The 21,347-nt window shown below is 71.0% G+C and carries 19 protein-coding genes; 7 read left to right on the forward strand and 12 right to left on the reverse strand.

Features of this window, described 5'->3' with window-relative positions; translation table 11 throughout:
• Positions 1 to 11: 11 nt before the first annotated feature.
• The 8 genes from FHP08_RS16085 to fabI are packed head-to-tail and all read right to left on the reverse strand — an operon-like array spanning position 12 to position 7,686.
• Positions 12 to 707 (reverse strand): ABC transporter ATP-binding protein, encoded by a 696-nt coding sequence (locus tag FHP08_RS16085; protein WP_147705508.1) that lies wholly within the window; start codon positions 705 to 707, stop codon positions 12 to 14.
• Positions 704 to 2,344, reverse strand: a complete 1,641-nt coding sequence (gene phnE, locus FHP08_RS16090) for a phosphonate ABC transporter, permease protein PhnE (RefSeq protein ID WP_147705509.1) — start codon at positions 2,342 to 2,344, stop codon at positions 704 to 706. The genes FHP08_RS16085 and phnE overlap by 4 nt, the downstream gene beginning before the upstream one ends.
• A 36-nt stretch (positions 2,345 to 2,380) precedes the next feature.
• Positions 2,381 to 3,250: a phosphonate ABC transporter ATP-binding protein gene (locus tag FHP08_RS16095; RefSeq protein WP_407704044.1), complete on the reverse strand. Its 870-nt coding sequence runs from the start codon at positions 3,248 to 3,250 to the stop codon at positions 2,381 to 2,383.
• Positions 3,251 to 3,303: 53 nt separating this feature from the next.
• On the reverse strand, positions 3,304 to 4,170 hold the full coding sequence (locus FHP08_RS16100; RefSeq protein ID WP_147705511.1) for a putative selenate ABC transporter substrate-binding protein: 867 nt from the start codon (positions 4,168 to 4,170) through the stop codon (positions 3,304 to 3,306).
• Between the two features lie 57 nt (positions 4,171 to 4,227).
• Complete coding sequence (locus FHP08_RS16105) at positions 4,228 to 4,839, reverse strand: hypothetical protein (protein ID WP_147705512.1); 612 nt, start codon at positions 4,837 to 4,839, stop codon at positions 4,228 to 4,230.
• Positions 4,840 to 4,874: 35 nt separating this feature from the next.
• Positions 4,875 to 5,936: a selenide, water dikinase SelD gene (gene selD / locus FHP08_RS16110; RefSeq protein WP_147705513.1), complete on the reverse strand. Its 1,062-nt coding sequence runs from the start codon at positions 5,934 to 5,936 to the stop codon at positions 4,875 to 4,877.
• Positions 5,933 to 6,898, reverse strand: coding sequence for a selenoneine biosynthesis selenosugar synthase SenB (gene senB, locus FHP08_RS16115; RefSeq protein ID WP_147705514.1), 966 nt, complete (start codon positions 6,896 to 6,898; stop codon positions 5,933 to 5,935). Before senB ends, selD begins: the two co-directional genes overlap by 4 nt.
• Entirely contained in the window at positions 6,895 to 7,686 is a 792-nt protein-coding gene (fabI, locus tag FHP08_RS16120) for an enoyl-ACP reductase FabI (protein ID WP_147705515.1), read from the reverse strand. Before fabI ends, senB begins: the two co-directional genes overlap by 4 nt.
• Before the next feature lie 30 nt (positions 7,687 to 7,716).
• Between fabI and FHP08_RS16125 the strand changes: the two genes are divergently transcribed.
• From FHP08_RS16125 to FHP08_RS16140, 4 genes are read left to right on the forward strand one after another with little or no spacing between them, the layout of a single operon-like run.
• Positions 7,717 to 9,591 carry an extracellular solute-binding protein gene (locus tag FHP08_RS16125; protein WP_147705516.1) on the forward strand — a complete coding sequence of 625 codons (1,875 nt, stop codon included), beginning with the start codon at positions 7,717 to 7,719 and terminating at the stop codon, positions 9,589 to 9,591.
• Positions 9,588 to 10,634, forward strand: a complete 1,047-nt coding sequence (locus FHP08_RS16130; protein ID WP_147705517.1) for a microcin C ABC transporter permease YejB — start codon at positions 9,588 to 9,590, stop codon at positions 10,632 to 10,634. The genes FHP08_RS16125 and FHP08_RS16130 overlap by 4 nt, the downstream gene beginning before the upstream one ends.
• Positions 10,631 to 11,662, forward strand: coding sequence for an ABC transporter permease (locus tag FHP08_RS16135; protein ID WP_147705518.1), 1,032 nt, complete (start codon positions 10,631 to 10,633; stop codon positions 11,660 to 11,662). The genes FHP08_RS16130 and FHP08_RS16135 overlap by 4 nt, the downstream gene beginning before the upstream one ends.
• Entirely contained in the window at positions 11,655 to 13,241 is a 1,587-nt protein-coding gene (locus FHP08_RS16140; protein WP_147705519.1) for an ABC transporter ATP-binding protein, read from the forward strand. The genes FHP08_RS16135 and FHP08_RS16140 overlap by 8 nt, the downstream gene beginning before the upstream one ends.
• Before the next feature lie 13 nt (positions 13,242 to 13,254).
• Here the strand turns inward: FHP08_RS16140 and FHP08_RS16145 are convergent, their stop codons facing one another.
• Together FHP08_RS16145 and gloB are read right to left on the reverse strand one after the other, a co-directional pair.
• Positions 13,255 to 14,994, reverse strand: a complete 1,740-nt coding sequence (locus FHP08_RS16145; RefSeq protein WP_147705520.1) for a transglycosylase SLT domain-containing protein — start codon at positions 14,992 to 14,994, stop codon at positions 13,255 to 13,257.
• A 104-nt stretch (positions 14,995 to 15,098) separates the two neighbouring features.
• Positions 15,099 to 15,932: a hydroxyacylglutathione hydrolase gene (gloB, locus tag FHP08_RS16150; RefSeq protein ID WP_147705521.1), complete on the reverse strand. Its 834-nt coding sequence runs from the start codon at positions 15,930 to 15,932 to the stop codon at positions 15,099 to 15,101.
• A gap of 3 nt (positions 15,933 to 15,935) precedes the next feature.
• On the opposite strand from gloB, the gene FHP08_RS16155 reads away from it, so the two are divergent.
• Positions 15,936 to 16,814, forward strand: coding sequence for a class I SAM-dependent methyltransferase (locus tag FHP08_RS16155; RefSeq protein ID WP_225879168.1), 879 nt, complete (start codon positions 15,936 to 15,938; stop codon positions 16,812 to 16,814).
• On the opposite strand, the gene FHP08_RS16160 is transcribed toward FHP08_RS16155, so the two are convergent.
• Complete coding sequence (locus tag FHP08_RS16160; protein WP_147705522.1) at positions 16,796 to 18,013, reverse strand: SAM-dependent methyltransferase; 1,218 nt, start codon at positions 18,011 to 18,013, stop codon at positions 16,796 to 16,798. The two genes, FHP08_RS16155 and FHP08_RS16160, sit on opposite strands and share 19 nt — an antisense overlap.
• A 39-nt stretch (positions 18,014 to 18,052) precedes the next feature.
• Between FHP08_RS16160 and rnhA the strand changes: the two genes are divergently transcribed.
• Entirely contained in the window at positions 18,053 to 18,490 is a 438-nt protein-coding gene (gene rnhA, locus FHP08_RS16165) for a ribonuclease HI (protein ID WP_147705523.1), read from the forward strand.
• A 128-nt stretch (positions 18,491 to 18,618) separates the two neighbouring features.
• Here the strand turns inward: rnhA and FHP08_RS16170 are convergent, their stop codons facing one another.
• Complete coding sequence (locus FHP08_RS16170) at positions 18,619 to 19,836, reverse strand: pyridoxal phosphate-dependent aminotransferase (RefSeq protein WP_407704047.1); 1,218 nt, start codon at positions 19,834 to 19,836, stop codon at positions 18,619 to 18,621.
• Positions 19,837 to 20,093: 257 nt separating this feature from the next.
• Between FHP08_RS16170 and FHP08_RS16175 the strand changes: the two genes are divergently transcribed.
• Entirely contained in the window at positions 20,094 to 21,347 is a 1,254-nt protein-coding gene (locus FHP08_RS16175; RefSeq protein ID WP_222707916.1) for an efflux RND transporter periplasmic adaptor subunit, read from the forward strand.

Genomic DNA, 21,347 nt, shown 5'->3' on the forward strand with positions numbered 1-21,347 from the left:
GCGCCTGGCGCTCAGGCTTCATGCAGCCCGCCGGCGTCGAGGCGCCAGCGGCGGTCGGCGATCGCGGCGGCCTGCTCCGAGTGCGTCACCATCAGCAGCGTGGCACCGCTCGCGCGCACGCGTTCGGCGATCAGCGCGAGAACGGTGCCCGCGGTGGCGGGATCCAGATTGCCCGTGGGTTCGTCGGCCAGGACCAGCGCGGGGCGATGCACGAGGGCGCGAGCCAGCGCCACCCGCTGCTGCTCGCCGCCCGAGAGCTCGCGCGGCATGGCCGCGGCCCGGCTTGCCAGCCCGACGTCGGCCAGCAAGCGGCGGGCCTCGTCGAGCGCCTGCGCGGGCTTCGCGCCGTTCAGGAGCAGCGGCACCGCCACGTTGCGCTCGGCGCTCAGGTAGGGCAGCAGGTGGAAGGCCTGGAACACGAAGCCGATCCGCTGTCGCCGCAGCGCCGCGGCCGCGTCGGCGGACAGGCTGCACACGTCGATGTCGCCGACCAGGATGCGCCCGGCGTCGACCGGCTCGAGGCCGGCCACCAGGTTCAGCAGCGTGGACTTTCCGGTGCCCGATTCGCCAAGCAGCGCGACCGACTCGCCAGGCGCGATCCGCATCGACACCGCGTCGAGCAGGCGGCGGTCCTCGAAGGTCTTGGCGACCCCGTCGATGACCAGACCGCCTGGCGCGGACCCTGCTTGCGGCGGTCCTGGGTTCATCGCCCGAGCCGGCCGCGCAGCGCGTAGCTCAGCGCGTCGACCGCGGCGACGATGGCCAGCATCGCGATCACGACCGTGGCTGCCTGCTCCATCTGGAACAGGCTCAGGTGGAAGTGCAGCATCTGGCCCAGGCCGCCCGCGCCGACCACGCCGAGCACTGCGGCCGCGCGGATGTTGTTCTCCCAGCGGTACAGCGCGTAGGAGACCATCTGCGGCAGCGCCTGGGGCAGCGTGGCGTACAGGAACACGGCGAGCGGCGCCACGCCGTTGTCGCGCAGCGCACGCGCCGGAGCCGGCGGCAGGTTCTCGAGCGTGTCGGCGAACAGGCGGCCGATCACGCCGGTGGTGTGGGCGGCCAGCGCGAGGGTGCCGGGGAAGGGACCGAGACCTGCGGCGATCACCCACAAGGCGGCCCAGACGAGCTCGGGGATCGAGCGCAGCAGGTTCAGCAGGAATCGCGTGGCGGCGCGCAGCAGGCCCGGGGCATCGCGGCCGGCGGGCAGGCTGGCTGCCAGCGCCAGGGCCAGCCCGAGTGCGCAGGCGATCAGCGTGCCGATGGCCGACATGGCCAGCGTTTCCAGGGCGCCCTGGCCGATCCGCGCCAGGAAGCCGGGCGAGACGTCGGGCGGGAAGAAGCCGGCGACGAACTCGCGCATCTTCGCGAGTGCGTCGGGTGACAGGAAATCGCGCCAGCGCAGGTCGAGGGTCACGAAGGACGCAATCGCCAGGCCGGCGAAGCCCGCGGGCCAGGCGAGTCTCGCCGCCGTGCCGGGAAGCGCCAGCGCCGGGCCGTCGAGCCTGCCCCGCAGTGCCCGGCTCACGACGTCGGCCATCGCGACCAGCAGCACGAAGACGGCGAGCATCGTGAAGACCTCGCCGCCCGCGAGCATCTTCATCGACATCTCCATCTGCTGGCCCAGGCCGCCGCCGCCCACGAAGCCCATGATCACCGACGAGCGCACCGCGCATTCCCAGCGGAACACCGTGTAGGAGACCAGTTCGGGGGCGGACTGCGGCAGCGCGCCGTAGAGGAAGGCCTGCAGCCGGCTGCCGCCGTTCCTCAGGATCGCGTGGGTCGGCGCCGGGTCGGCCGACTCGAGCACCTCGGCATAGACCTTGCCGAGCATGCCGCAGTAGGTCAGTGCGATCGCCAGCACCCCCGCGGTCGGGCCCAGGCCGACCACCCGCACGAAGAGCAGGGCCCAGACGAGCTCTGGCACGCTGCGCAGGAAGATCAGCAACCAACGCACCAGCTGCCTGATCGCCGAGGGGACCCGCCCCATCGGGCGGCCGACGGCCGACTGCGACAGCCGCGCGGTGCCCACCAGCGTGAGCGGGATGGCGGCGAGCATCGCCAGCGCCAGGCCGGCGGTGGCGGTGGCCACGGTGATCCAGGCGGCTTCGGCCACCAGGAGCAGGAAATCCGGCGCGGTGGCCGGCGGCACGAAGCTGGCCAGGAAGCCCGAGACGGCCGCCAGCGCCTGCGGGTCGAACAACTGCCAGGGCCGGAACTCGCTCGCCACCAGCATCGGCCAGGTCAGCGCCGCGGCCAGCACCAGGAACGTCAGGCGGCCGCGCCAGGCAGGATCGCGGAAGTCGGCGCTCGCGCTGCTGCGGGGAGGCGAAGGGGCGTGCATGCTCGTGCGCGGAGGCGGCCGGACCTTGCCGCCGGATCAGAAGCAGCGGGCGGGCCTGGAAGCGGCCGAGCCGTCGTCGACGTCCGCCTCGGGCCGCCCCGGCGAGGGGCCGGCGTCGCGGTTCAGGTACAGCCGCGCGATGTCCTCGCGGCCGATCCTGGAAGGCGGGCGATCGAAGACCACCGACCCGTCGCGCAGGCCGATCACGCGGGGAAATCGCTCGAGCGCCAGATCGACCTGGTGCAGGCTGCAGACCAGCGTGGCGCCGCGTGTCGCGGCCGTCTCGATCAGCACGTCGAGCGTCTGCCCGGCCAGCGTGGGATCGAGCGCCGACAGCGGCTCGTCGATCAGGAAAGCGCCCGCATCGGAGACCAGCGCGCGGGCCAGGCTCACCCGCTGGCGCTCGCCGCCGGACAGCCGATCGACCCGCGACCAGAGCCGGTCGTCGAGCGAGAAGCGGGCCAGCGCGGCGGCGGCGATCTCCGGCTCGCGCGCGCGCCAGAGCGAGGCCAGCGAACGGCGCAGCGACCACTGTGGCAGCCGGCCCGCGAGCACCGCGGTGACCACGCGCTGGCGCGGCGGCAGCGGCGGCGTCTGCGGCGCGCTGAACAGGCGCCGACGCAGCGTGCGCAGGGCCGGTCCGGACAGCGACCACGGCTCGGCGCCATCGACCAGCACGCGGCCGGCGGTGGGCCGGACCGCGCAGCCGAGCACGCCCAGCATCGTGGTCTTGCCGGCGCCGCTCGGGCCGATCAGCGCCACCTGCTCGCCCGGGGCGATCGACACGCTGGTGTCGCACAGCGCGCATCGCGGCCCGCCGTGATGCACCGAGGCGCGCTCGAGCGCGAGCGCGACCCCGGCACCAAGCGCGACTCCGGTGCCGGGCGCGACCGGCAGCGCAGGCACTTGCCGGGCAGGCTGCCCGGCCGGCTGCGGCCCCGCGTCGGCCGCCGGCCGCATCACTTCAGCAGGCCCGCGCTGCGCGCGGCGGTTTCGATCGAGGCGTAGTTCGAGGCCTTGGTCGGGATGAAGCGGGTGGCGCGCTGCAGGTCGAGGATCTGCTTGTCCCCGGGCCTGGCCGGATCGAGCGAAACGAAGGCGTCGAGCAGCTTGGCGCGCAGCGCCGGATCCATGTCCTTGCGCACCGTCCAGTTGTAGTCGTAGTAGGGCGGCGTGGTGTAGAACACGCGCACCTTCGAGGTGTCGACCCGCTTCTCGGCGACCATCTTCTCCCAGACAGAGATGTTCAGCGCGCCGGCCGCCACGCGGCCGCCGGCCACCGCGAGCGCGGTCGCGTCGTGCGCGCCGGAGAAGGACACCCGCAGGTCGCGATCCGGGTCGACCTTGGCCTCGAGCAGGTAGGAGCGTGGCATCAGGTGGCCCGAAGTGGAAGAAGGCGAGCCGAAGGCGACCGACTTGCCCTTCAGGTCTTCCAGCTTCTCGATGCCCGAGCCCACCGGCGTGATGAAGACCGACTTGAACTGCTCGTCCTCCACGCGCTGCACCAGCGGCTCGACACCGTCGTTCGAACGGATCCGCGCCTGCACGAAGGTGAAGCCGCCGAACCAGACCATGTCGACTTTCTTGTTGACCAGCGCCTCGACCGAGGCCGCGTAGTCGGTGACCGGGATGAATTCGACCTTCATGCCCAGCTTGCGCTCGAGGTGCTCGCCCAGCGGCTTGAACTTGCGCTGCAATTCGGTGGGCGATTCGTCGGGGATCGCGGACACGCGGAACACCTCGGCGGCCTGCGCCAGGGTCGGCGGCAGGCCGGTCAGCAGCAGGGTCAGGGGCAGGGCGAACAGGGAACGGCGCGGAATCTTCATGAGTATCCTCGTGAGGGGACGGATGGCATGCGCGGTCTTCGTGCCGCGGTCCTGCGTTCAGGCCGCGTTCTCGTAGTCCTTCTTGGAGCGCTCGAGCACGGGTTCGAGCTGCCAGCGCTGCCAGGCGTCGAAAACCCAGGTCTCCTCGACGATGACGCGCTTCGGCGGCCCGCCATCGGCCATGACCGGTACCTGGAAAGGCGCGGCGCGGCGCACCGAGTCCAGCGCGCGGCCGGCCAGCGCCTGGCCCTGGCCGCTGGTGGCGCTGACCTTGACACCGAGCAGTTGCCCGCCCGGCCCGATCTCGATCTGCAAGGTGGCGGTGCCGGCCACCGGGCTCAGCAGCTTCGGCCCGGAGACCTGCGCCGGATCGGCCCGCTGCAGCACCTGCTGGAGCACGCCGGCCACGTAGTGGGGCGCGGCCACGCCCAGTTCCCCGACGCCCGGGAGCGCGCCGATGCCGGGCACCAGCGTGGACATCCGGGCGCGGGCGGCTTCGAGGAGCTTCTCGAACACGCTCTGCGCGCGGGCAGGGCCGATCGCCCAGGGCGACGCGAGCAGGCCGAGCAGCGCAAGGCTCGCGAGCGCGAAGCCGCGGCGCGCGGCCCGCGCGGGGACGGTCCGGCGACGGACCACGGAGTGCGTGGGATCCTGCGCTTGCGTGTTCATGCCGTTCTCTCCTGGGTCGGGTGAGCTCGGCCCGCTCAGGGCCGGACGTTCACCACCGGTTCGCCCGCAGCGAGGTCGCCGATCACCGCCGCCTGCTCGAAGCCGTCGCGCCGGAAGATCTCCAGCACCCGCTCGACCGCGTCCGGGGCGCAGGCCACCAGCAGGCCGCCCGAGGTCTGCGGGTCGGTCAGCAGGGCGCGGTCGATGTCGCCCAGCGAGGCGTCCATGTTCACCGAGGCGCCGTAGGCTGCCCAGTTGCGGCCGGATGCGCCGGTGAACAGGCCCTGGGCCGCGAGCTCCCGAACGTCGCGGATCAGCGGCACTTCGTTCATGGACAGGCGCGCCGACAGTCGCGCGCCGCGGCACAGCTCCAGCGTGTGGCCGAGCAGGCCGAAGCCGGTGATGTCGGTCAGCGCGTGCACGCCCTCGAGGTCCGAGAGCGCCTGTCCCGGGGTGTTCAGCCGCGTGGTGTTGGCGAGCATCGCCGCATAGCCGTCGTCCGACAGCTTGTCCTGCTTCAGCGCGGCCGACAGCACGCCCACGCCCAGCGGCTTGCCGAGCACCAGCTTGTCGCCGGGGCGCGCGCCCGCGTTGCGCTTGATGCGATCCGGATGCACCAGTCCCATGACCACCAGGCCGTAGATCGGCTCCACCGAGTCGATCGTGTGGCCGCCCGCGATCGGGATGCCGGCCGCGGCGCAGACCGATTCGCCGCCTTCCAGGATCCTGCGGATCGTGTCGGCCGGCAGGCGGTCGATCGGCATCGCCACGATGGCCAGCGCCATGATCGGCTTGCCGCCCATCGCGTAGACGTCGGAGATCGCGTTGGTGGCGGCGATCCGGCCGAAGTCGAAGGGATCGTCGACGATCGGCATGAAGAAGTCGGTGGTCGCGATCAACGCCTGCTCGTCGTTGAGCTTCCAGACGGCCGCGTCGTCGGCGGTCTCGATGCCGACCAGCAGTTGCGGCGGCACCGGCAGCTTGCCGGTGTCCTTCAGGATGTCGGACAGCACGCCGGGCGCGATCTTGCAGCCGCAGCCGCCGCCGTGGGAAAAGGAGGTGAGCCGCATCGGCCCCGGAGACGTGGGTGCGTTCATGAGCAGCGATCCTGGGTCGTGGACAGGAGATTATGCGCCAGCGCGCGGACTGCTTCGCGTTCTCGGGCCGGCTCGAACAGGGGAGCCCGGGCGGCGCAGCGGGAGCGAAGACTGTCGAGAAAAGAGGGCGATCCCTGACAATCGGCGATCAGCGCGGCCAGCGCGGCGTCGTCGCCCACCGGGAAATAGCCGGGATAGTCCTCGCCGAGCAGCCCGAGCGAGCCCCCGATCCGCGAAGCCAGCACCGGCACGCCGCTGGTGACCGCCTCGATCGCCACGTTCGCGCCGCCTTCCATCAGCGAGGGCAGGACCAGCAGCCGCGAGCGGCGGATCAGCTGGCGCGCGGCCGCGTGCGGGAGCGGCCCGCGAAGCTCGATCCGCGGGTCCGCCGCGGCGGCGGCCCGGAAGGCATCGCCAAGCGGGTCGTCGGGCACCGCGCCGGCGTGCAGCAGGCGCAGCGCCGGGGAGGGCAGCCGGGCCAGCGCCCGGGCGGCGGTCAGCGGATCCTTCTCGGCCCGCAGATGACCGACCAGCGCCAGGTCGAAGCTGCGGGTTCTCGGCTTGCCCGGCGACAGCGTGCGCGCCGACTGGTGGATCACCCGGGCGCGCGGCCGCAGGTGCGCGGGGAGCGCCTCGATGCCTTGCGTCTGCAGGACCACCAGCACCGTGGCTCGCTCCAGCGAGGCCTGCGCCGCGGCGTCGCTGTGGATGTCGCGGTAGAGATCGGTGCCGGTCAGCACCACGGCCCGCGGCCGGCCGATTCGCGCGAAGGCCGCGATCGAGGCGGCCGATCGGCGCGCGTGCAGCGCGATCATCGCGTCGGCCGGCTCGCCGCGCCATTCGCGGCAGGTGAAGACCTCGAATTCGCCCTTCAGGAATTGTGACCAGCGGTACGCGGTCTGCCAGTTCCCGTTGTTCGCGTCGGCCAGGGCCGGCGTGACCAGGGCGATTCGCGGCTTCAGGCGATGTCCTTCATGCCGCCGGCCAGGGTGCTGAAGCCGCCGTCGACATAGGTGATCTCGCCGGTGACGCCGCCAGCCAGGTCCGAGAGCATGAAGGCCGCCACGTTGCCGACGTCCTCGATCGTGACGTTGCGGCGCAGCGGGGCATTCTTCTCGACGTAGTCGAGGATGCCCGAAAAGCCCTTGATGCCGCTGGCCGCCAGCGTGCGGATGGGGCCGGCCGAGATGCCGTTGACGCGGATGCCGCGCGGCCCGAGGTTGTCGGCCAGGTAGCGCACCGAGGCCTCGAGGCTCGCCTTGGCCAGACCCATGGTGTTGTAGTGCGGCACCACGCGCACCGAGCCCAGGTAGGTCAGCGTGACCATCGCGCCCCGACGGCCCTTCATCATCGGCTCGGCCGCCTTGGCCAGCGCCACGAAGCTGTAGGAGGAGACGTCGTGGGCGATCCGGAAGGCCTCGCGGCTGATCCCGTCGAGCAGGTCGCCGGCGATGGCCTCGCGCGGCGCATAGGCGATGGCGTGGACCAGCCCGTCGAGGCTGTCCCAGCGCTCGCGCAGCGCGGCGAACAGGCCGTCGATCTGGCCGTCTTCCGACACGTCGCAGGGGAACACCAGCGAAGACCCGAACTCGGCCGCCATGTCCGTCACGCGGTCCTTGAAACGGTCGTTCTGGTAGGTGAACGCAAGGTCGGCGCCCTGCTCGCGACAGGACTTCGCGATTCCGTAGGCGATCGAACGGTTGGACAGCAGTCCGGTGATCAGGATGCGCTTGCCGGCAAGGAATCCCATTCGGGGGTCTCCGCTATAGAATCTTCGACGATGGCAATTGTCGCACGCGCGCTTGCGCCGCTTCTCGTCTCCCTGCTCGCCCTTCTCGCGCTGCCTGCCGCGCCGTCGCTGGCCGCCCCGTCGCTGGCCTGGGGCGACCAGCCGAAGTACCCGCCCGGATTCCAGGCCTTCGACTACGTGAATCCGCAGGCGCCCAAGGGCGGCACGCTGAACCTCGCCGGCTACGGCTCCTTCGACAAGCTGAACCCGTTCACGCTGCGCGGCCTGGCGGCGGCCGGCCTGGGCATGCTGATGTTCGAGACGCTCGCCGAGCCGAGCGACGACGAGCCCTTCACGATGTACGGACTGCTGGCCGAGGACATGGCGTTCGCCGCCGACGGCCTGTCGATCACCTTTCGCCTGAACCCGGCCGCCCGCTTCTGGAACGGCGACCCGGTCACCGCCGAAGACGTGCGCCATTCCTTCGAGGTGCTCACCGGAAAGCGGGCGCACCCGCGCTTTCGCCAGTACTTCTCGGACGTGTCGAAGGTGGTGGTGGTCGACCCGCGGACCGTGCGCTTCGAGTTCCGCGCCCGCAACCACGAGCTGCACATGATCATCGGGATGCAGCTTCCGATCTTCTCGCGCAAGTGGGGCGAGGGCCGACCATTCGACGAGGTGGTGCGCGACGAGCCGATCGCCAGCGGCCCCTACCGGATCGAGCGCACCGACTGGGGCAAGTCGATCACGTATCGCCGCAACCCGGACTGGTGGGCGCGCGACCTGAACGTGCGCCGCGGCATGTTCAATTTCGATCGCGTGGTCTACAAGTACTTCAGCGACGAGACGGCCCGGCTGGAAGGCTTCAAGGCCGGAGAGTTCGACTGGGTGTCGGAGAATTCGGCGAAGAACTGGGCGCGCGGCCACACCGGGCGCCGCTACGCGAGCGGGGAGATCCTCAAGCGGGAGTTCCGTCACTCGAATCCGGCCGGCATGCAGGGCTTCGTGCTGAACACCCGCCGTCCGCCCCTCGACGATCCGCGGGTGCGGCAGGCGCTGGGGCTGGCCTTCGACTTCGAGTGGATGAACCGGCAGGTCTTCTACGGACAGTACGTGCGCAGCCCGAGCTATTTCACCAACAGCGAGATGCAGGCCCGGGGCCTGCCCGGCCCGGACGAAAAGGCGCTGCTCGAGGCAGTGCGCGGGCAGGTGCCGGGCCTCGGTCCTGCCGTCTTCGGCGAGGCGCCGATGCCGCCGCTCACCGATCCGCCGGGCAGCCTGAGGGACAACCTTCGGCGGGCGCTCGCGCTGCTGAAGGAGGCCGGCTGGCAGGTCGCCGACGACGGGCGGCTGCGCGATGCCGGCGGGCAGGCGCTGTCCTTCGAGATCCTCAGCTACTCCAAGGGACTGGAGCGCGTGGCCGATCCCTGGGCGCGCAACCTGGCCAAGCTCGGGATCGAGGCGCGGCTGCGGGTCACCGACCCGGCGCTCTACCAGAAACGCATCGATGACTTCGACTACGACGTCGCGATCCACGTCTACCCGGCCAGCCCCACGCCCGGCAACGAGCTGCTCGAGCGCTTCAGCAGCGCAGCCGCGGCACAGAAGGGCTCGGACAACGTGGCCGGCGTCCGCGACCCGGCCGTCGACGCGGTGATCGAGCGCCTTCTGCGCAGCCGCAGTCGCGCCGAGCTGGTGACCCACGCGAAGGTGCTCGACCGGCTGCTGCGCCACGGCTTCTACCTGGTGCCGCACTTCCACGCGCCGACCCACAGGGTCGCCTTCCGCAACCACCTGGCGCATCCGGATCGCCTGCCGCGCTACTACGGCGCCGAGGCCTGGCTGCTGAAGACCTGGTGGTCGCGCGAGGCGCAGGCCGCGGGCGCCGCCTCAGACGGCCCGACGCAACGGAGCGCCGCCCGATGACCGGCTACATCCTGCGACGCCTGCTGCTGATGATCCCGACGCTGGTCGGCATCCTCGCGGTGTCCTTCGCCGTCATCCAGTTCGTGCCGGGCGGGCCGGTCGAGCAGCTGGTGCAGCAGCTGCGCGGCGGCGGGCTGGCCGGCGAGGTCGCCGCCACCGGCAACGTCTATCGCGGCGCCCAGGGCATCGAGGCCGAGCGCATCGAGGAGATCCGCAAGCTCTACGGCTTCGACAAGCCGGCGCCGCAGCGATTCTGGGAAATGCTCGAGCGCTACGCGGTCTTCGACCTGGGCGACAGCTATTCGCACCACAAGGGGGTCTGGCCGCTGATCGTCGAGAAGCTGCCGGTGTCGATGAGCCTGGGCATCTGGAGCTTCCTGATCGTCTACGCGGTGTCGATCCCGTTGGGCATCGCCAAGGCGGTGCGCAACGGGAGCCGCTTCGACCTGTGGACCTCGATCGCGATCCTGGTCGGCTACGCGATTCCCGGCTTCGTGCTGGGCGTGGCGCTGCTGGTGCTGTTCGGCGGCGGCAGCTTCCTGCAGTGGTTCCCCTTGCGGGGCCTGACCTCGGACGATTTCGACCAGCTGTCGCTGGCGGGCAAGGTGCTCGACTACTTCTGGCACCTCGCCCTGCCGCTGCTCTGCCTGGTCGTGGGCAGCTTCGCGGTGACCACGATGCTCACCAAGAACACCTTCCTGGAGGAGATCCGCAAGCAGTACGTGCTGACCGCGCGCGCCAAGGGGCTGTCCGAGCGCAAGGTGTTCTACAAGCACGTGTTCCGCAATGCGCTGATCCCGCTGGTCACCGCGCTGCCGGCTGCCTTCGTCGGCGCCTTCTTCACCGGCTCGCTGCTGATCGAGACCCTGTTCTCGCTCGACGGCCTGGGCCTCCTGTCCTACGAGGCGGTGATCAAGCGCGACTATCCGGTGGTGCTCGGCTCGCTGTACGTGTTCTCGCTGATCGGGCTGTTCACGAAGCTGCTGACCGACATCGCCTACACCTGGGTGGACCCGCGCGTGAAGTTCGAGGCCAGTCGATGAGTGCGCGCGTCTCGCTGTCGCCTGGCCGGCGCGCCTGGCTGCGCTTTCGCGCGAACCGGCGCGGCTGGGTCAGTCTGTGGATCTTCCTGGCGGTGTTCGGCACCAGCCTGTTCGCCGAGCTGCTGTCCAACGACCGGCCGATCGTGGCCAGCCACCAGGGCCAGCTCTACTGGCCGCTGTGGAACCACTATCCGGAGACCACCTTCGGCGGAGACTTCCGTACCGCCACCGATTTCCACGACCCGTTCATCCGCGAGCAGCTCACGAAGGACGGCAACTGGGCCATCTGGCCGCCCAACCGCTACAGCTACGACACGATCAACTACTTCGCGCCCAGCCCCAATCCGGCGCCGCCGTCGGCCGAGAACTGGCTGGGCACCGACGATCGCGGCCGCGACGTGCTGGCGCGCCTGCTGTACGGATTCCGCTTGTCGGTGCTCTTCGGAATGGCGCTCACCGTGATCGGCGTGGGGCTGGGCGTGCTGGCCGGCGCGGTGCAAGGCTACTTCGGGGGGCGGCTCGACCTGGCCTTCCAGCGCTTCATCGAGGTCTGGAGCTCGATTCCCGAGCTCTACCTGCTGCTGATCCTCGCCGCGATGTTCGAGCCCAGCGTGTGGATCCTGCTGGCCATCCTGTCGCTGTTCGGCTGGATGGGCCTGTCCGACTACGTGCGTGCCGAGTTCCTGCGCAATCGTCAGCTGGAGTACGTGACCGCGGCGCGCGCGCTGGGGCTGCCGGACTCCAAGATCATCCTGCGCCACGTGCTGCCCAATTCGCTGACGCCGGTCGTCGCCTTCCTGCCGTTCCGGATGAGCGCGGCCATCGTCGCGCTGACCAGCCTGGACTTCCTCGGCCTGGGCGTTCCGCCCTCCACGCCCAGCCTGGGCGAACTGCTGGCCCAGGGCAAGGCCAATCTCGACGCCTGGTGGATCTCGCTCGGCACCTTCGGCGTGCTGGTGGGCATGCTGATGCTGCTGATCTTCGTCGGCGAGGCGCTTCGCGACGCACTGGACACCCGCCGTGGCTGAGGCCTTGCTCGACATCCGCGATCTCTCGGTGGACTTCCGCACCGCCAGCGGCAGCGTGCGCGTGGTCGACGACGTCTCGATCTCGGTGGCGCCCGGCGAAAGATTCGCGCTGGTGGGCGAATCGGGCTCGGGCAAGACGGTGACCGCCCTGTCCGTGCTGCGGCTGAATGCCGACGCGCGCTACGGCGGCAGCATCCGCTTCGATGGCCGGGAACTCCTCTCGCTGTCCGAGCGCGAGATGCGCGGCGTGCGCGGCCGCGACGTCGCGATGGTGTTCCAGGAGCCGATGACCGCCTTCAACCCGCTCTACACGGTGGGCGACCAGATCTGCGAAGTGCTGGAACTGCACGAGGGCCTGAGCCGCGGACAGGCGGCGAAGCGCGCGGTCGAACTGCTGGCGCTCACCCGCATCCCCGAGCCGCAGAGACGCTTTTCCAGCTTGCCGCACCAGCTCTCGGGCGGCCAGCGGCAGCGCGCGATGATCGCGATGGCGCTCGCCTGCGGGCCGAAGCTGCTGCTGGCCGACGAGCCCACCACCGCGCTGGACGTGACCATCCAGCGCCAGATCGTTTCACTGCTCGAAGACCTGCAGCGCGAGCTCGGCATGGCCGTGCTGCTGATCACCCACGACCTGCCGCTGGTGCGCGCCTTCGCGGACCGGGTGGCGGTGATGAAGGACGGCCGGGTGGTCGAGGAGGGCGCCGCCGCCGCGGTCTTCGGCGCCCCGCGCGAGCCCTACACCCGGATGCTCATCGACAGCCGACCGGCGCGGGAGGTCGGGCCCGCGCCCGCCGATGCGGCCACCCTGGTCGAAGCGCATCGCCTGCGCTGTCGCTTCGTGTCGCGCAAGGGATGGTTCGGCAAGCACGTGTTCGAGGCGGTTCGCGGCGTGGATCTGCAGGTGGCCCGGGGCGAGACGCTGGCGATCGTCGGCGAGTCGGGGTCGGGCAAGACCACGCTGGGGCTGTCCTTGCTGAAACTCGCGGCCGGCGAGGTCGACGGGCAGGTGCGCCTCGACGGCCGGCGCATCGACGCACTTCCGCGCGGCGAGTTCCGCCCGCTGCGCCGGCGGATGCAGGTGGTCTTCCAGGATCCCTACAACTCCTTGTCGCCGCGCATGACGGTCGGCGAGATCGTCGGCGAAGGCCTCGCGCTGCACCGTCCCGAACTGGATGATCGGGCGCGTCGCGCCGCAGTGGCCGCCGTGCTCGCCGAGGTCGGGCTGGACGAGTCCGTGATGAGCCGATATCCGCACGAGTTCTCGGGCGGCCAACGGCAGCGGATCGCGATCGCGCGCGCCGTCGTGCTCGAACCCGATCTGCTGTTGCTCGACGAACCCACCTCGGCGCTGGACGTCTCGGTGCAGCGGCAGGTGCTCAGGCTGCTGGCCTCGCTGCAGCGCCGCCACGGTCTCGCTTACCTGTTCATCACGCACGACCTGGCGGTCGTGCGCGCGATGGCGCATCGGGTGCTGGTGATGAAGGACGGCGAGGTGGTCGAGGCGGGCGAGGTCGGGCAGGTGTTCTCGGCGCCGCGCGCCGACTACACGCGGCAGCTGCTCGCGGCGTCGCTCGACTGAGCGACGCCGGCCCTCAGGTCCGCTTGCCCGAGCGGGCGACCGGCGTCTTGGCGCCGCTGCCGGAAGTGCGCGCCGCCGGCCTGGGCTCGGCGACGGGGCGGACGGCCTTGCGCGAGGCGGCCTTGACAGGCGCCTTGGCAGCGGGGGCGGGCGTGGGCGCGGCGACCCTGGCTGCGGGCGCCCTCGGGCCTGCAGCCGGCTCGGCGGGCGCGGTTTCGCGAACCACCGCACGGACGATTCGCGCTTCGCTCTGGGCCACGACGCGGCGGTCGCCGCTCTCGGTGGTGAGCAGGGTCTGCGAGTTCGCGGGGCTGATCAGCAGGCGGGCGCCGCGCGCCGCGACGGCCTTCTTGAGCCCGTTGAGCTGGCGCAGCGTCGCGACCGTGGTCCCATAGCGACGCGCGATCGAGGCCAGCGATTCGCGCGGGCGCACCACGTGGTAGACCGCCGGCCGTTCGACCAGCTCGTAGATCCGGGGCCCGTCGAAGGCTTCGACGCGGGTCTCGTCCTCGACCTGGCGATGCGGGCTCAGGATGCGGGTGCCCGGCAGGATGCGTGCGCCGGGGCGCAGATCGTTGGCATCGCGCAGCTCGGCTACGCTGATTCCGGCGCGCGAGGCGAGGGCCTCGAGCGTGTCGCCGGCCTTCAGCGTGTAGGGCTGCCAGGTCGCGAAGGCGCGATTGCTGCGCCCGTGCGATTCCACCGCATCGAGGAAGGCGTCGACCCGGTCCGCAGGGAGCTTGATCTCGTTGTTCCGGCTCGCCGAGATCACCGGGCGGTTGTGCGCCGGGTTCAGCGCCACGAACTCGTCGACCGTCATTCCGGCAAACCGGGCGGCCAGCTTCAGGTCGATGGGCCGGGTCTTCTCGATGGTCACGAAGTAGGGTCGGTTCGGCAGCTCGGGCAGCTTCACGCCGAGCTGCTCGGCACGCTGGACGATGCGCTTGAGCGCGATCAGCTTGGGCACGTAGTGCCGGGTCTCGGCCGGCATCTGCAGCGACAGGTAGTCGGCGGGCAGTCCGCGGGCGCGGTTGCGCTTGACCGCCCGCCCTACCGCGCCTTCGCCCCAGTTGTAGGACGCGAGCGCCAGGAACCAGTCGTCCCCGTGCATCTCGTAGATCTTCTGCAGATAGTCGAGCGCCGCCTCGGTGGACTTGACCACGTCGCGGCGGTTGTCCACCCACCAGTTCTGGTCGAGGTTGAAGGCCTTGCCGGTAGACGGAATGAACTGCCACAAGCCGGCCGCCTTGGCATGGGACAGCGCCACCGGGTTCATCGCGCTTTCGACGAAAGGCAGCAGGGCCAGCTCGGTGGGCATCCCGCGCTTCTCGATTTCCTCGACGATGTGGAACAGGTAGCGCCCGCCGCGGTCGAACATCCGCTGCAGGTAGTCGGGGCGCTGCAGGTAGAAGCGCTCCTTCTCGGCCACCAGCGAGGTATCGAGCTCGGGCATCGCAAAGCCGGCGCGGATGCGGTCCCACAGGTTGCCCGGCAGGGCGGTCTCGTCGCGGCCGATCCAGCGGGGGCCGTCCTGGGGGGCGGGTGCGGCGCGCGGCGCCGGAGCGCCATCGAGCGCCTCGGCAGCCTGCGGGGTTTCCACGACAGCGACCGGCGCGGCCGCCTCGGACGGGGCCGCGGTGGGCGGCGCGATCGTCGAGCAACCTGCAGCCAACAGCAGCGAAACCGCACCGATCAGCAGCCGGGAGGGGAGCGGAAGAGCTGCGGCGCGGGCGGATTCAAGAAAGCGCTGCAAGGGCGGCCCCTAAGTGCATGATCGGCAATGGAAAAAGTGCCGCGATGTTACGTAAGTCACGAAGCGCGGTCAAGCGAAAGCGGACCGGCGGTCCGCGCGGCGCGTCAGCGGTAGACGTTCTTCCACTCGCGCAGCGCGGCGAAGGCCTCGAGCCTCGACGCCGGCTCGCGCCCGAGGCGGACCGCCGCCGCCCGTCTCAGCGAGGGTTCGCCGCTGCGCAGGAAGGGGTTGGTCGCGCGCTCGATGCCGATCGACGTGGGCACGGTGCGCAGGCCGTGCTCGCGCATCCGGATCGCCTCGGCCAGCCGTCCTGCCACCTCGCCGGACTCGGGCTCGGCGGCCGCCGCGAAGCGCAGGTTCGACACGGTGTATTCGTGGGCGCAGAACACCAGCGTGTCGTCGGCCAGCGCCGCGAGCCGGTCCAGCGAATCGAGCATCTGCTGCGGCGTGCCTTCGAAGATCCGTCCGCAGCCCGCTGCGAACAGCGTGTCCCCGCAGAACAGCAGCGGCCGCGGGTCCGCGCCCAGCCGCCCGCAGCGATAGGCGATGTGGCCGCGGGTGTGGCCGGGCACGTCCAGGACCTCGAAGCGGGCTCTCAGCGAGGCCACCTCGAATGCGTCGCCGCCGGCGAGCGGCCGGTCGATGTCGGGGATGTCCTCGCCGGCCGGGCCGTAGACCGGACAGCTCCACTGCTCGACCAGCTCGGCCACGCCGCCGGCGTGGTCGGCGTGGTGGTGAGTCAGTAGAATCGCCACCAGACGCAGGCCGGATTCGGCCAGCGCGCGCCGGACCGGGGCTGCGTCGCCCGGGTCGACGACCACGGCCGTCTCGCCATCGGGTGCGCGAACGAGCCACAGGTAGTTGTCCGAGAAGGCGTCGATCGGCACGACCAGCGGGTGGGGCGCCGGAGCGTGGCGCCAGGTGTCTGGAGTCTGCATGTGATGAAGATGAACGATTTGCCGCCGATTATAGGCGGCGGGTCGCGGCCGCCCGAATCCGAGGTCCGCGACGCCCGCGAGAGCTGGCGTCAGTGGCTGGATTCGCCGGCGGGGCGCTACGCGCTCGCGTGGGAGCAGGCCCAGTTCGACGCCACCGTGGCCGACATCTTCGGTTTCCACGCGCTGCAATGCGGCCTGCCCGAGATCGACACGCTGCGCGAGAACCGGATCCAGCACCGTTTCCGTGCGCTGCAACCCGACGACCAGCCCGCGAACGCCGACCTCTGGCTCGATCACTACGAAGCCATGCCCTTCGCGTCGCAGTCCCTCGATCTCGTGGTGCTGCCGCACGTGCTCGAATTCGCCGAGGATCCGCATCAGGTCCTGCGCGAGGTCGACCGGGTCCTGCGGCCGGAGGGCCGCCTGGTGGTGTCGGCCTTCAATCCGGTCAGCCTCTGGGGAGCCCGCCATCTGGCCGGCCGGGCGGTCGGGCGGCCCTGGCTGCCCGGCGAGGGGCAACCGATCGGCTTGCCGCGCTTGAGGGACTGGCTCAAGCTGCTGGGCTTCGAGCAGGAGCGGGGGCGCTTCGGCTGCTATCGGCCGCCCTGCCGCACCGAGCGCTGGCTGGAGCGGACCCGCTTCCTCGAGTCGGCGGGCGACCGCTGGTGGCCGATCTGCGGCGCGGTCTACCTGATCTGCGCGGTGAAGCGGGTGCGCGGCATGCGCCTGGTGGGCCCGGCCTTGCGGCGGCGGCGTCTCAGGCGGCCGGCCGTGGCGGTCGCTTCGAGCGGGCAGGTGCAGCGCGAAGGGGAGGCCCGGACCGCGATCCCCGAGGACGCCGGCCGGGCAGGCCAGATCCTGGCTCAGGCCCGGTACAGGTAGCCGCGCGACATCGGCAGCGGGCTTTCGGCGCCGTTCGATCCGTATTTCGGCCGGATCGCCTGCAACTGGTAGATGTTCATCCAGCCGTTGCGGAAGCCGTAGGCGCAGCCGGCCAGGTACACGCGCCAGATCCGGGCGCGCCGCTCGCCGGCCAGTTCGGTGAGCCTGGGCAACTGCTTCTCGAAGCCATCCGACCAGAACCCGAGCGTGCGCGCGTAGTGCCGGCGCAGCGACTCCGCGTCGGTGAGTTCCAGGCCGGCGGCCGAGAGCTCCCGGATCGCCAGCGACACGTGGGGGAGCTCGCCGTCGGGGAACACGTATCGGTCGATGAAGTCGCCCGCGCCCAGCCCGACCGAACGGCTGTCCGAGTCGCTCGAGGTGATCCCGTGGTTCAGCGCGATGCCGCCCGGCTCGAGCAGCCTGTGGACGATGTCGAAGTAGCCGCGCAGGTTCTTCAGGCCCACGTGCTCGAACATGCCCACCGACGATATCCGGTCGAACACTGCATCGCCGGGAATGTCCCGGTAGTCCTGCAGGCGGATTTCCACCCGGCCTTCGAGCCCGGCCTGCCGCACCCGCTCGCGGGCCAGTTCGTACTGGTTGGTGGACAGGGTGACGCCCACGACCTTCGCCCCGTGGTGGCGGGCGGCGTGGATCGCGAGCGCCCCCCAGCCGCAGCCGATGTCCAGCAGGGTCTGGCCCGGCGAGAGCATCAGCTTGCGGCAGATATGCTCCAGCTTGAGCGTCTGCGCGGTGGCGAGGTCTTCGTCGCCCTCCGGAAAGTAGGCGCAGGAGTACAGCATCTGCGGGTCGAGCCACAGCGAGTAGAACTCGTTGGAGACGTCGTAGTGGTACTCGATGGCCTTGCGGTCCGACTTGCGGGTGTGCCGGGGCAGCCAGCCCGGCAGCCTGCCCAGCCCGCGCTCGGCGTCGCCGTGCTGCGCCAGGCCTTCGGCGACCGCGATCACGTCGCGGATGTCGCCATCGACATCGACCAGGCCTTCCACGAAAGCCTCTCCCAGGCGGTCGAGCGAAGGGTTCAGGAGGTACTTGGCGGCGCCGGCCTGCCTGAGCTTGAGCTCGACCCTGGGCGCTTCTGAGAGCGCCGTGGAGGACCCGTTCCAGAGCGTGATCCGCAAGGGCATCGGCTGCTTCTGCCGAAGGTCCTCGACGAAGCGCATCAACTGCTTTTCGAGCATCTGCGTTTCCCGTGGTTCGACGACACTACAATTCGCCCGATGAGCGAAACGATAGAGATTTACACCGACGGGGCCTGCAAGGGCAACCCCGGGCCGGGAGGCTGGGGCGCGCTCCTGAAATGGGGCGATCACGAACGCGAGTTGTGCGGCGGCGAGGCGTCGACGACGAACAACAGGATGGAGCTGCAGGCGGTCATCGAGGCGCTGCGCGCGCTGAAGCGGCCGATGCGCGTGGTGGTCCACACCGACTCGCAGTACGTGCAGAAGGGGATCACCGAGTGGCTGCGCAACTGGAAGTCGCGCGGCTGGAAGACCGCGGACCGCAAGCCGGTCAAGAACGTGGACCTGTGGCAGCAGCTCGACGAGTTGGTCGCCGGCCATGAGGTGCACTGGCGCTGGGTGCGAGGGCATTCCGGTCACCCCGGCAACGAGCGGGCGGATGCGCTGGCAAACCGGGGCGTGCCCCAGAGGCGCTGAGGTCTCCTCGAGCGCCCGTGCGCCCTTGCGCGCCCGGGCGCTCGGTGCGCACGTATCGCGTGCAGTGCGGACTTCACGATTCCGCGCGCCGCAATCCGGCCGGCGACGCGCCGGCCGGCCTTTCCGCGTCAGGCGCGGCGGAGATAGGCGTCGAGGCGGCCGACCGCTTCGTCGAGTTCCGGGATCGGGCGCGCGAAACACCAGCGCAGGAAGCCTTCGCCTTCGGGGCCGAAGGCGATGCCGGGCGCCAGGCCGATCCTGGCCTCGCGGACCAGGGATTTGGCGAGTGCCAGGCTGTCGCGCTCCCCGTCGATGCGCAGGAAGGCGTACATCGCGCCGTCGGGGATGCCGGCCGAGACCCGGTCGATTCGCGACAGGCCGGCCAGCAGCGCGTCGCGACGCCCGCCCAGCGCGGTGACGAAGCTGCGCACGACGGGCTCGCCGTCGCGCAGGGCGGCCACCGCCGCCTGCTGGACGAAGCCGGGTGCGCAGGAGGTGTTGAACTCCACCAGCTTCGCCAGATCGGCGGTGAGGGAAGGCGGCACCACCAGCCAGCCCAGGCGCCAGCCGGTCATCTGCCAGGCCTTCGAGAAGGTGTTGGCCACGATCAGCCGGTCTTCCGGCTCGGCCAGGTCCAGCATGGACGGCGCCTGGAAGCTGCCGTCGAAGACCAGCCGCTCGTAGGCCTCGTCGGACACGATCCAGATGCCGTGCCGGCGGCAGTGGTCGAGCAGGGCGGCCATGGCTTCGCGTGGCATGGTCCAGCCGGTCGGGTTGTTCGGCGAGTTGACGATCACGGCCCGCGCGTCGGTGCCGACCGCGTCCAGCAGCCGGTCCAGGTCCAGGGTCCAGTGGCGGTCGGCCGACAGCGACAGCGGCACCCGGGCGACCTCGGCGCCCAGGATGCGCGGGATCTCGGTCACGTTGGGCCACAGCGGCACCACGGCCGCCACCCGGTCGCCCGGCGAGAGGATCGCCTGGGCGGCCAGCATCAGGGCGTTGACGCCGCTGCTCGTCACCACGATCCGGTCGCGATCCACCGGTCGATGCGCGTGGCCGAGGTAGGCCGACAGCGCGTCGCGCAAGGGCGCGATGCCCAGGTTGTGGTGGTAGAAGGTGTCGCCCGCGTCGAGAGCGGCTTTCGCCGCCTCGCGAATGAAGGCCGGCGTCACCGCGTCGGGTTCGCCGAACCAGAAGGGGATCACGTCGGGCAGCCCCATGCCGGCATTCGCCACCTCGCGGATCCTCGAGGCCTCGAGGGTGGCAACCGTCTCGCGCGGACGCGGGGCCTCGCGCGGAAGCGGGCGCTCGAACGGGGAGGCGTGGGGCGAAGGGCCTTTGGCAATCGACATCGTCGGCTCGGAGAGAACGGCCTTCGTCACGCCGTGGAGCCGGCGAGCGAAGAGGTGCAATGTGAACGGCGGGCGCGCGGGACGAGCGCGCGGCAGGCGCGCGCAGGACCCGGGCACGCGAGACGCGGATAGTATCGTGCCGCGCAAAGGCTTGCCGCGTCCCGGCGACCGGGCGTGCTAGATTCTTCGATCCTTCTCGACATGGCCCCGGCGACGGCCTGGAGCCGCTTCCGCTGCCGCGATTCCGTTCAATGAAACGACCGATGTACTGGGTGCTGGCTGCCGCCGGGCTGGCCGCGCTGGCCTGGGGCGGCTGGCAGTGGCAGCGCGGGCCTGCCGGCCCCGCCTATGAGGCGCCTTCGGCGCGCGCTCCGCAGGGGCCCGCCGCGGCAGGCCAGGCCGAGGCGAAGCCCGGCGCCGCGCAAGGCGCGCCCGGCGCCCAGACAGGGCGACCACCGGCAGATCCGCCGGGCGGAGCGCCGGCCCGCGTGGGCGCCGGCGCGACGGTCGCGGTCGAGGCTGCCGACGCGGTCACGATTTCGCTGTCCCGGGTCGTGTCGGCAGTCGGCACGCTGCGAGCGGCCGAATCGGTCGTGATCAAGCCGGAAACGGCGGGTCGAATCGCCAGAATCGGCTTCGAGGGCGGCGCGCGGGTGCGCAAGGGCGATCTCCTGATCGCGCTCGACGCGGCGATCGTCGCCGCCGAGTCCGAGCAGACCCGGGCCGAACTCGCGCTGGCCCAGGCCAATTACCAGCGCACGGTCGATCTCGCCCAGAAGCAGTTCGTCAGCGAGCGCGCGCGCGACGAGGCCGCCGCCAACCTGCGGGTGCTGGAGGCGAGGCTCAAGCTTGCCCAGGCCAGGCTGTCCAGGACCGAGATCCGCGCACCCTTCGCCGGCGTGCTCGGACTGCGCAACGTCAGCCTGGGCGACTACGTCCGCGAGGGCGACGCGCTGGTGGTGCTCGAGGACGTGTCCAGCATGCAGGTCGACCTGCGGCTTCCCGAGCGCTTCCTGAGCCAGATCAGGCGAGGGCAGCAGCTGCGGGTCGAGTTCGACGCCTGGCCGGGACGCGAGTTCCCGGCCGAGCTCGAGGCGATCGACGTGCAGGTCGACGCGAACGGCCGTTCCGTCGTGGCGCGCGGTCGCCTGGCCAATGCCGATGGCCTGCTGCGCGCCGGCATGTTCGCGAAGGCCTCGCTGACCCTGTCCGAGAACCCGAGAGCGGTCATGGTGCCCGAGGAAGCGGTGGTGCCCATGGGCTCCGACCTCTTCGTCTACCGCATCGAGGACGAAAAGGCCTTCCGCACCCGCGTGTCCACGGGGCAGCGCAGGGAAGGGCGGGTCGAGATCGTCGAGGGGCTGGCGCCAGGCGCGCGGGTGGTCACCGCGGGGCAGTTGAAGCTTCAGCGCGACGGACAGCAGGTGCGCGTGGTCGCTTCCGGCCAGGCGGGCACCGCGGCGCAGGGACCGGCGGCGCCCGTCCCCGCGCCTTCGGGGGGCTGA

This window comes from Zeimonas arvi, assembly GCF_008039575.1.
In the GTDB taxonomy this organism is placed as follows: Bacteria; Pseudomonadota; Gammaproteobacteria; order Burkholderiales; family Burkholderiaceae_E; genus Zeimonas; species Zeimonas arvi.

Bases quoted from the DNA above. Each gene is read 5' to 3' on its own strand.
- selD (WP_147705513.1), bottom strand. From the start codon at position 5,936: ATGAACGCACCCACGTCTCCGGGGCCGATGCGGCTCACCTCCTTTTCC.
- FHP08_RS16100 (WP_147705511.1), bottom strand. From the start codon at position 4,170: ATGAAGATTCCGCGCCGTTCCCTGTTCGCCCTGCCCCTGACCCTGCTG.
- FHP08_RS16135 (WP_147705518.1), top strand. From the start codon at position 10,631: ATGAGTGCGCGCGTCTCGCTGTCGCCTGGCCGGCGCGCCTGGCTGCGC.
- rnhA (WP_147705523.1), top strand. From the start codon at position 18,053: ATGAGCGAAACGATAGAGATTTACACCGACGGGGCCTGCAAGGGCAAC.
- fabI (WP_147705515.1), bottom strand. From the start codon at position 7,686: ATGGGATTCCTTGCCGGCAAGCGCATCCTGATCACCGGACTGCTGTCC.
- FHP08_RS16130 (WP_147705517.1), top strand. From the start codon at position 9,588: ATGACCGGCTACATCCTGCGACGCCTGCTGCTGATGATCCCGACGCTG.
- FHP08_RS16155 (WP_225879168.1), top strand. From the start codon at position 15,936: ATGAAGATGAACGATTTGCCGCCGATTATAGGCGGCGGGTCGCGGCCG.
- FHP08_RS16175 (WP_222707916.1), top strand. From the start codon at position 20,094: ATGAAACGACCGATGTACTGGGTGCTGGCTGCCGCCGGGCTGGCCGCG.
- FHP08_RS16105 (WP_147705512.1), bottom strand. From the start codon at position 4,839: ATGAACACGCAAGCGCAGGATCCCACGCACTCCGTGGTCCGTCGCCGG.
- phnE (WP_147705509.1), bottom strand. From the start codon at position 2,344: ATGCACGCCCCTTCGCCTCCCCGCAGCAGCGCGAGCGCCGACTTCCGC.
- FHP08_RS16085 (WP_147705508.1), bottom strand. From the start codon at position 707: ATGAACCCAGGACCGCCGCAAGCAGGGTCCGCGCCAGGCGGTCTGGTC.
- FHP08_RS16160 (WP_147705522.1), bottom strand. From the start codon at position 18,013: ATGCTCGAAAAGCAGTTGATGCGCTTCGTCGAGGACCTTCGGCAGAAG.
- gloB (WP_147705521.1), bottom strand. From the start codon at position 15,932: ATGCAGACTCCAGACACCTGGCGCCACGCTCCGGCGCCCCACCCGCTG.
- FHP08_RS16125 (WP_147705516.1), top strand. From the start codon at position 7,717: ATGGCAATTGTCGCACGCGCGCTTGCGCCGCTTCTCGTCTCCCTGCTC.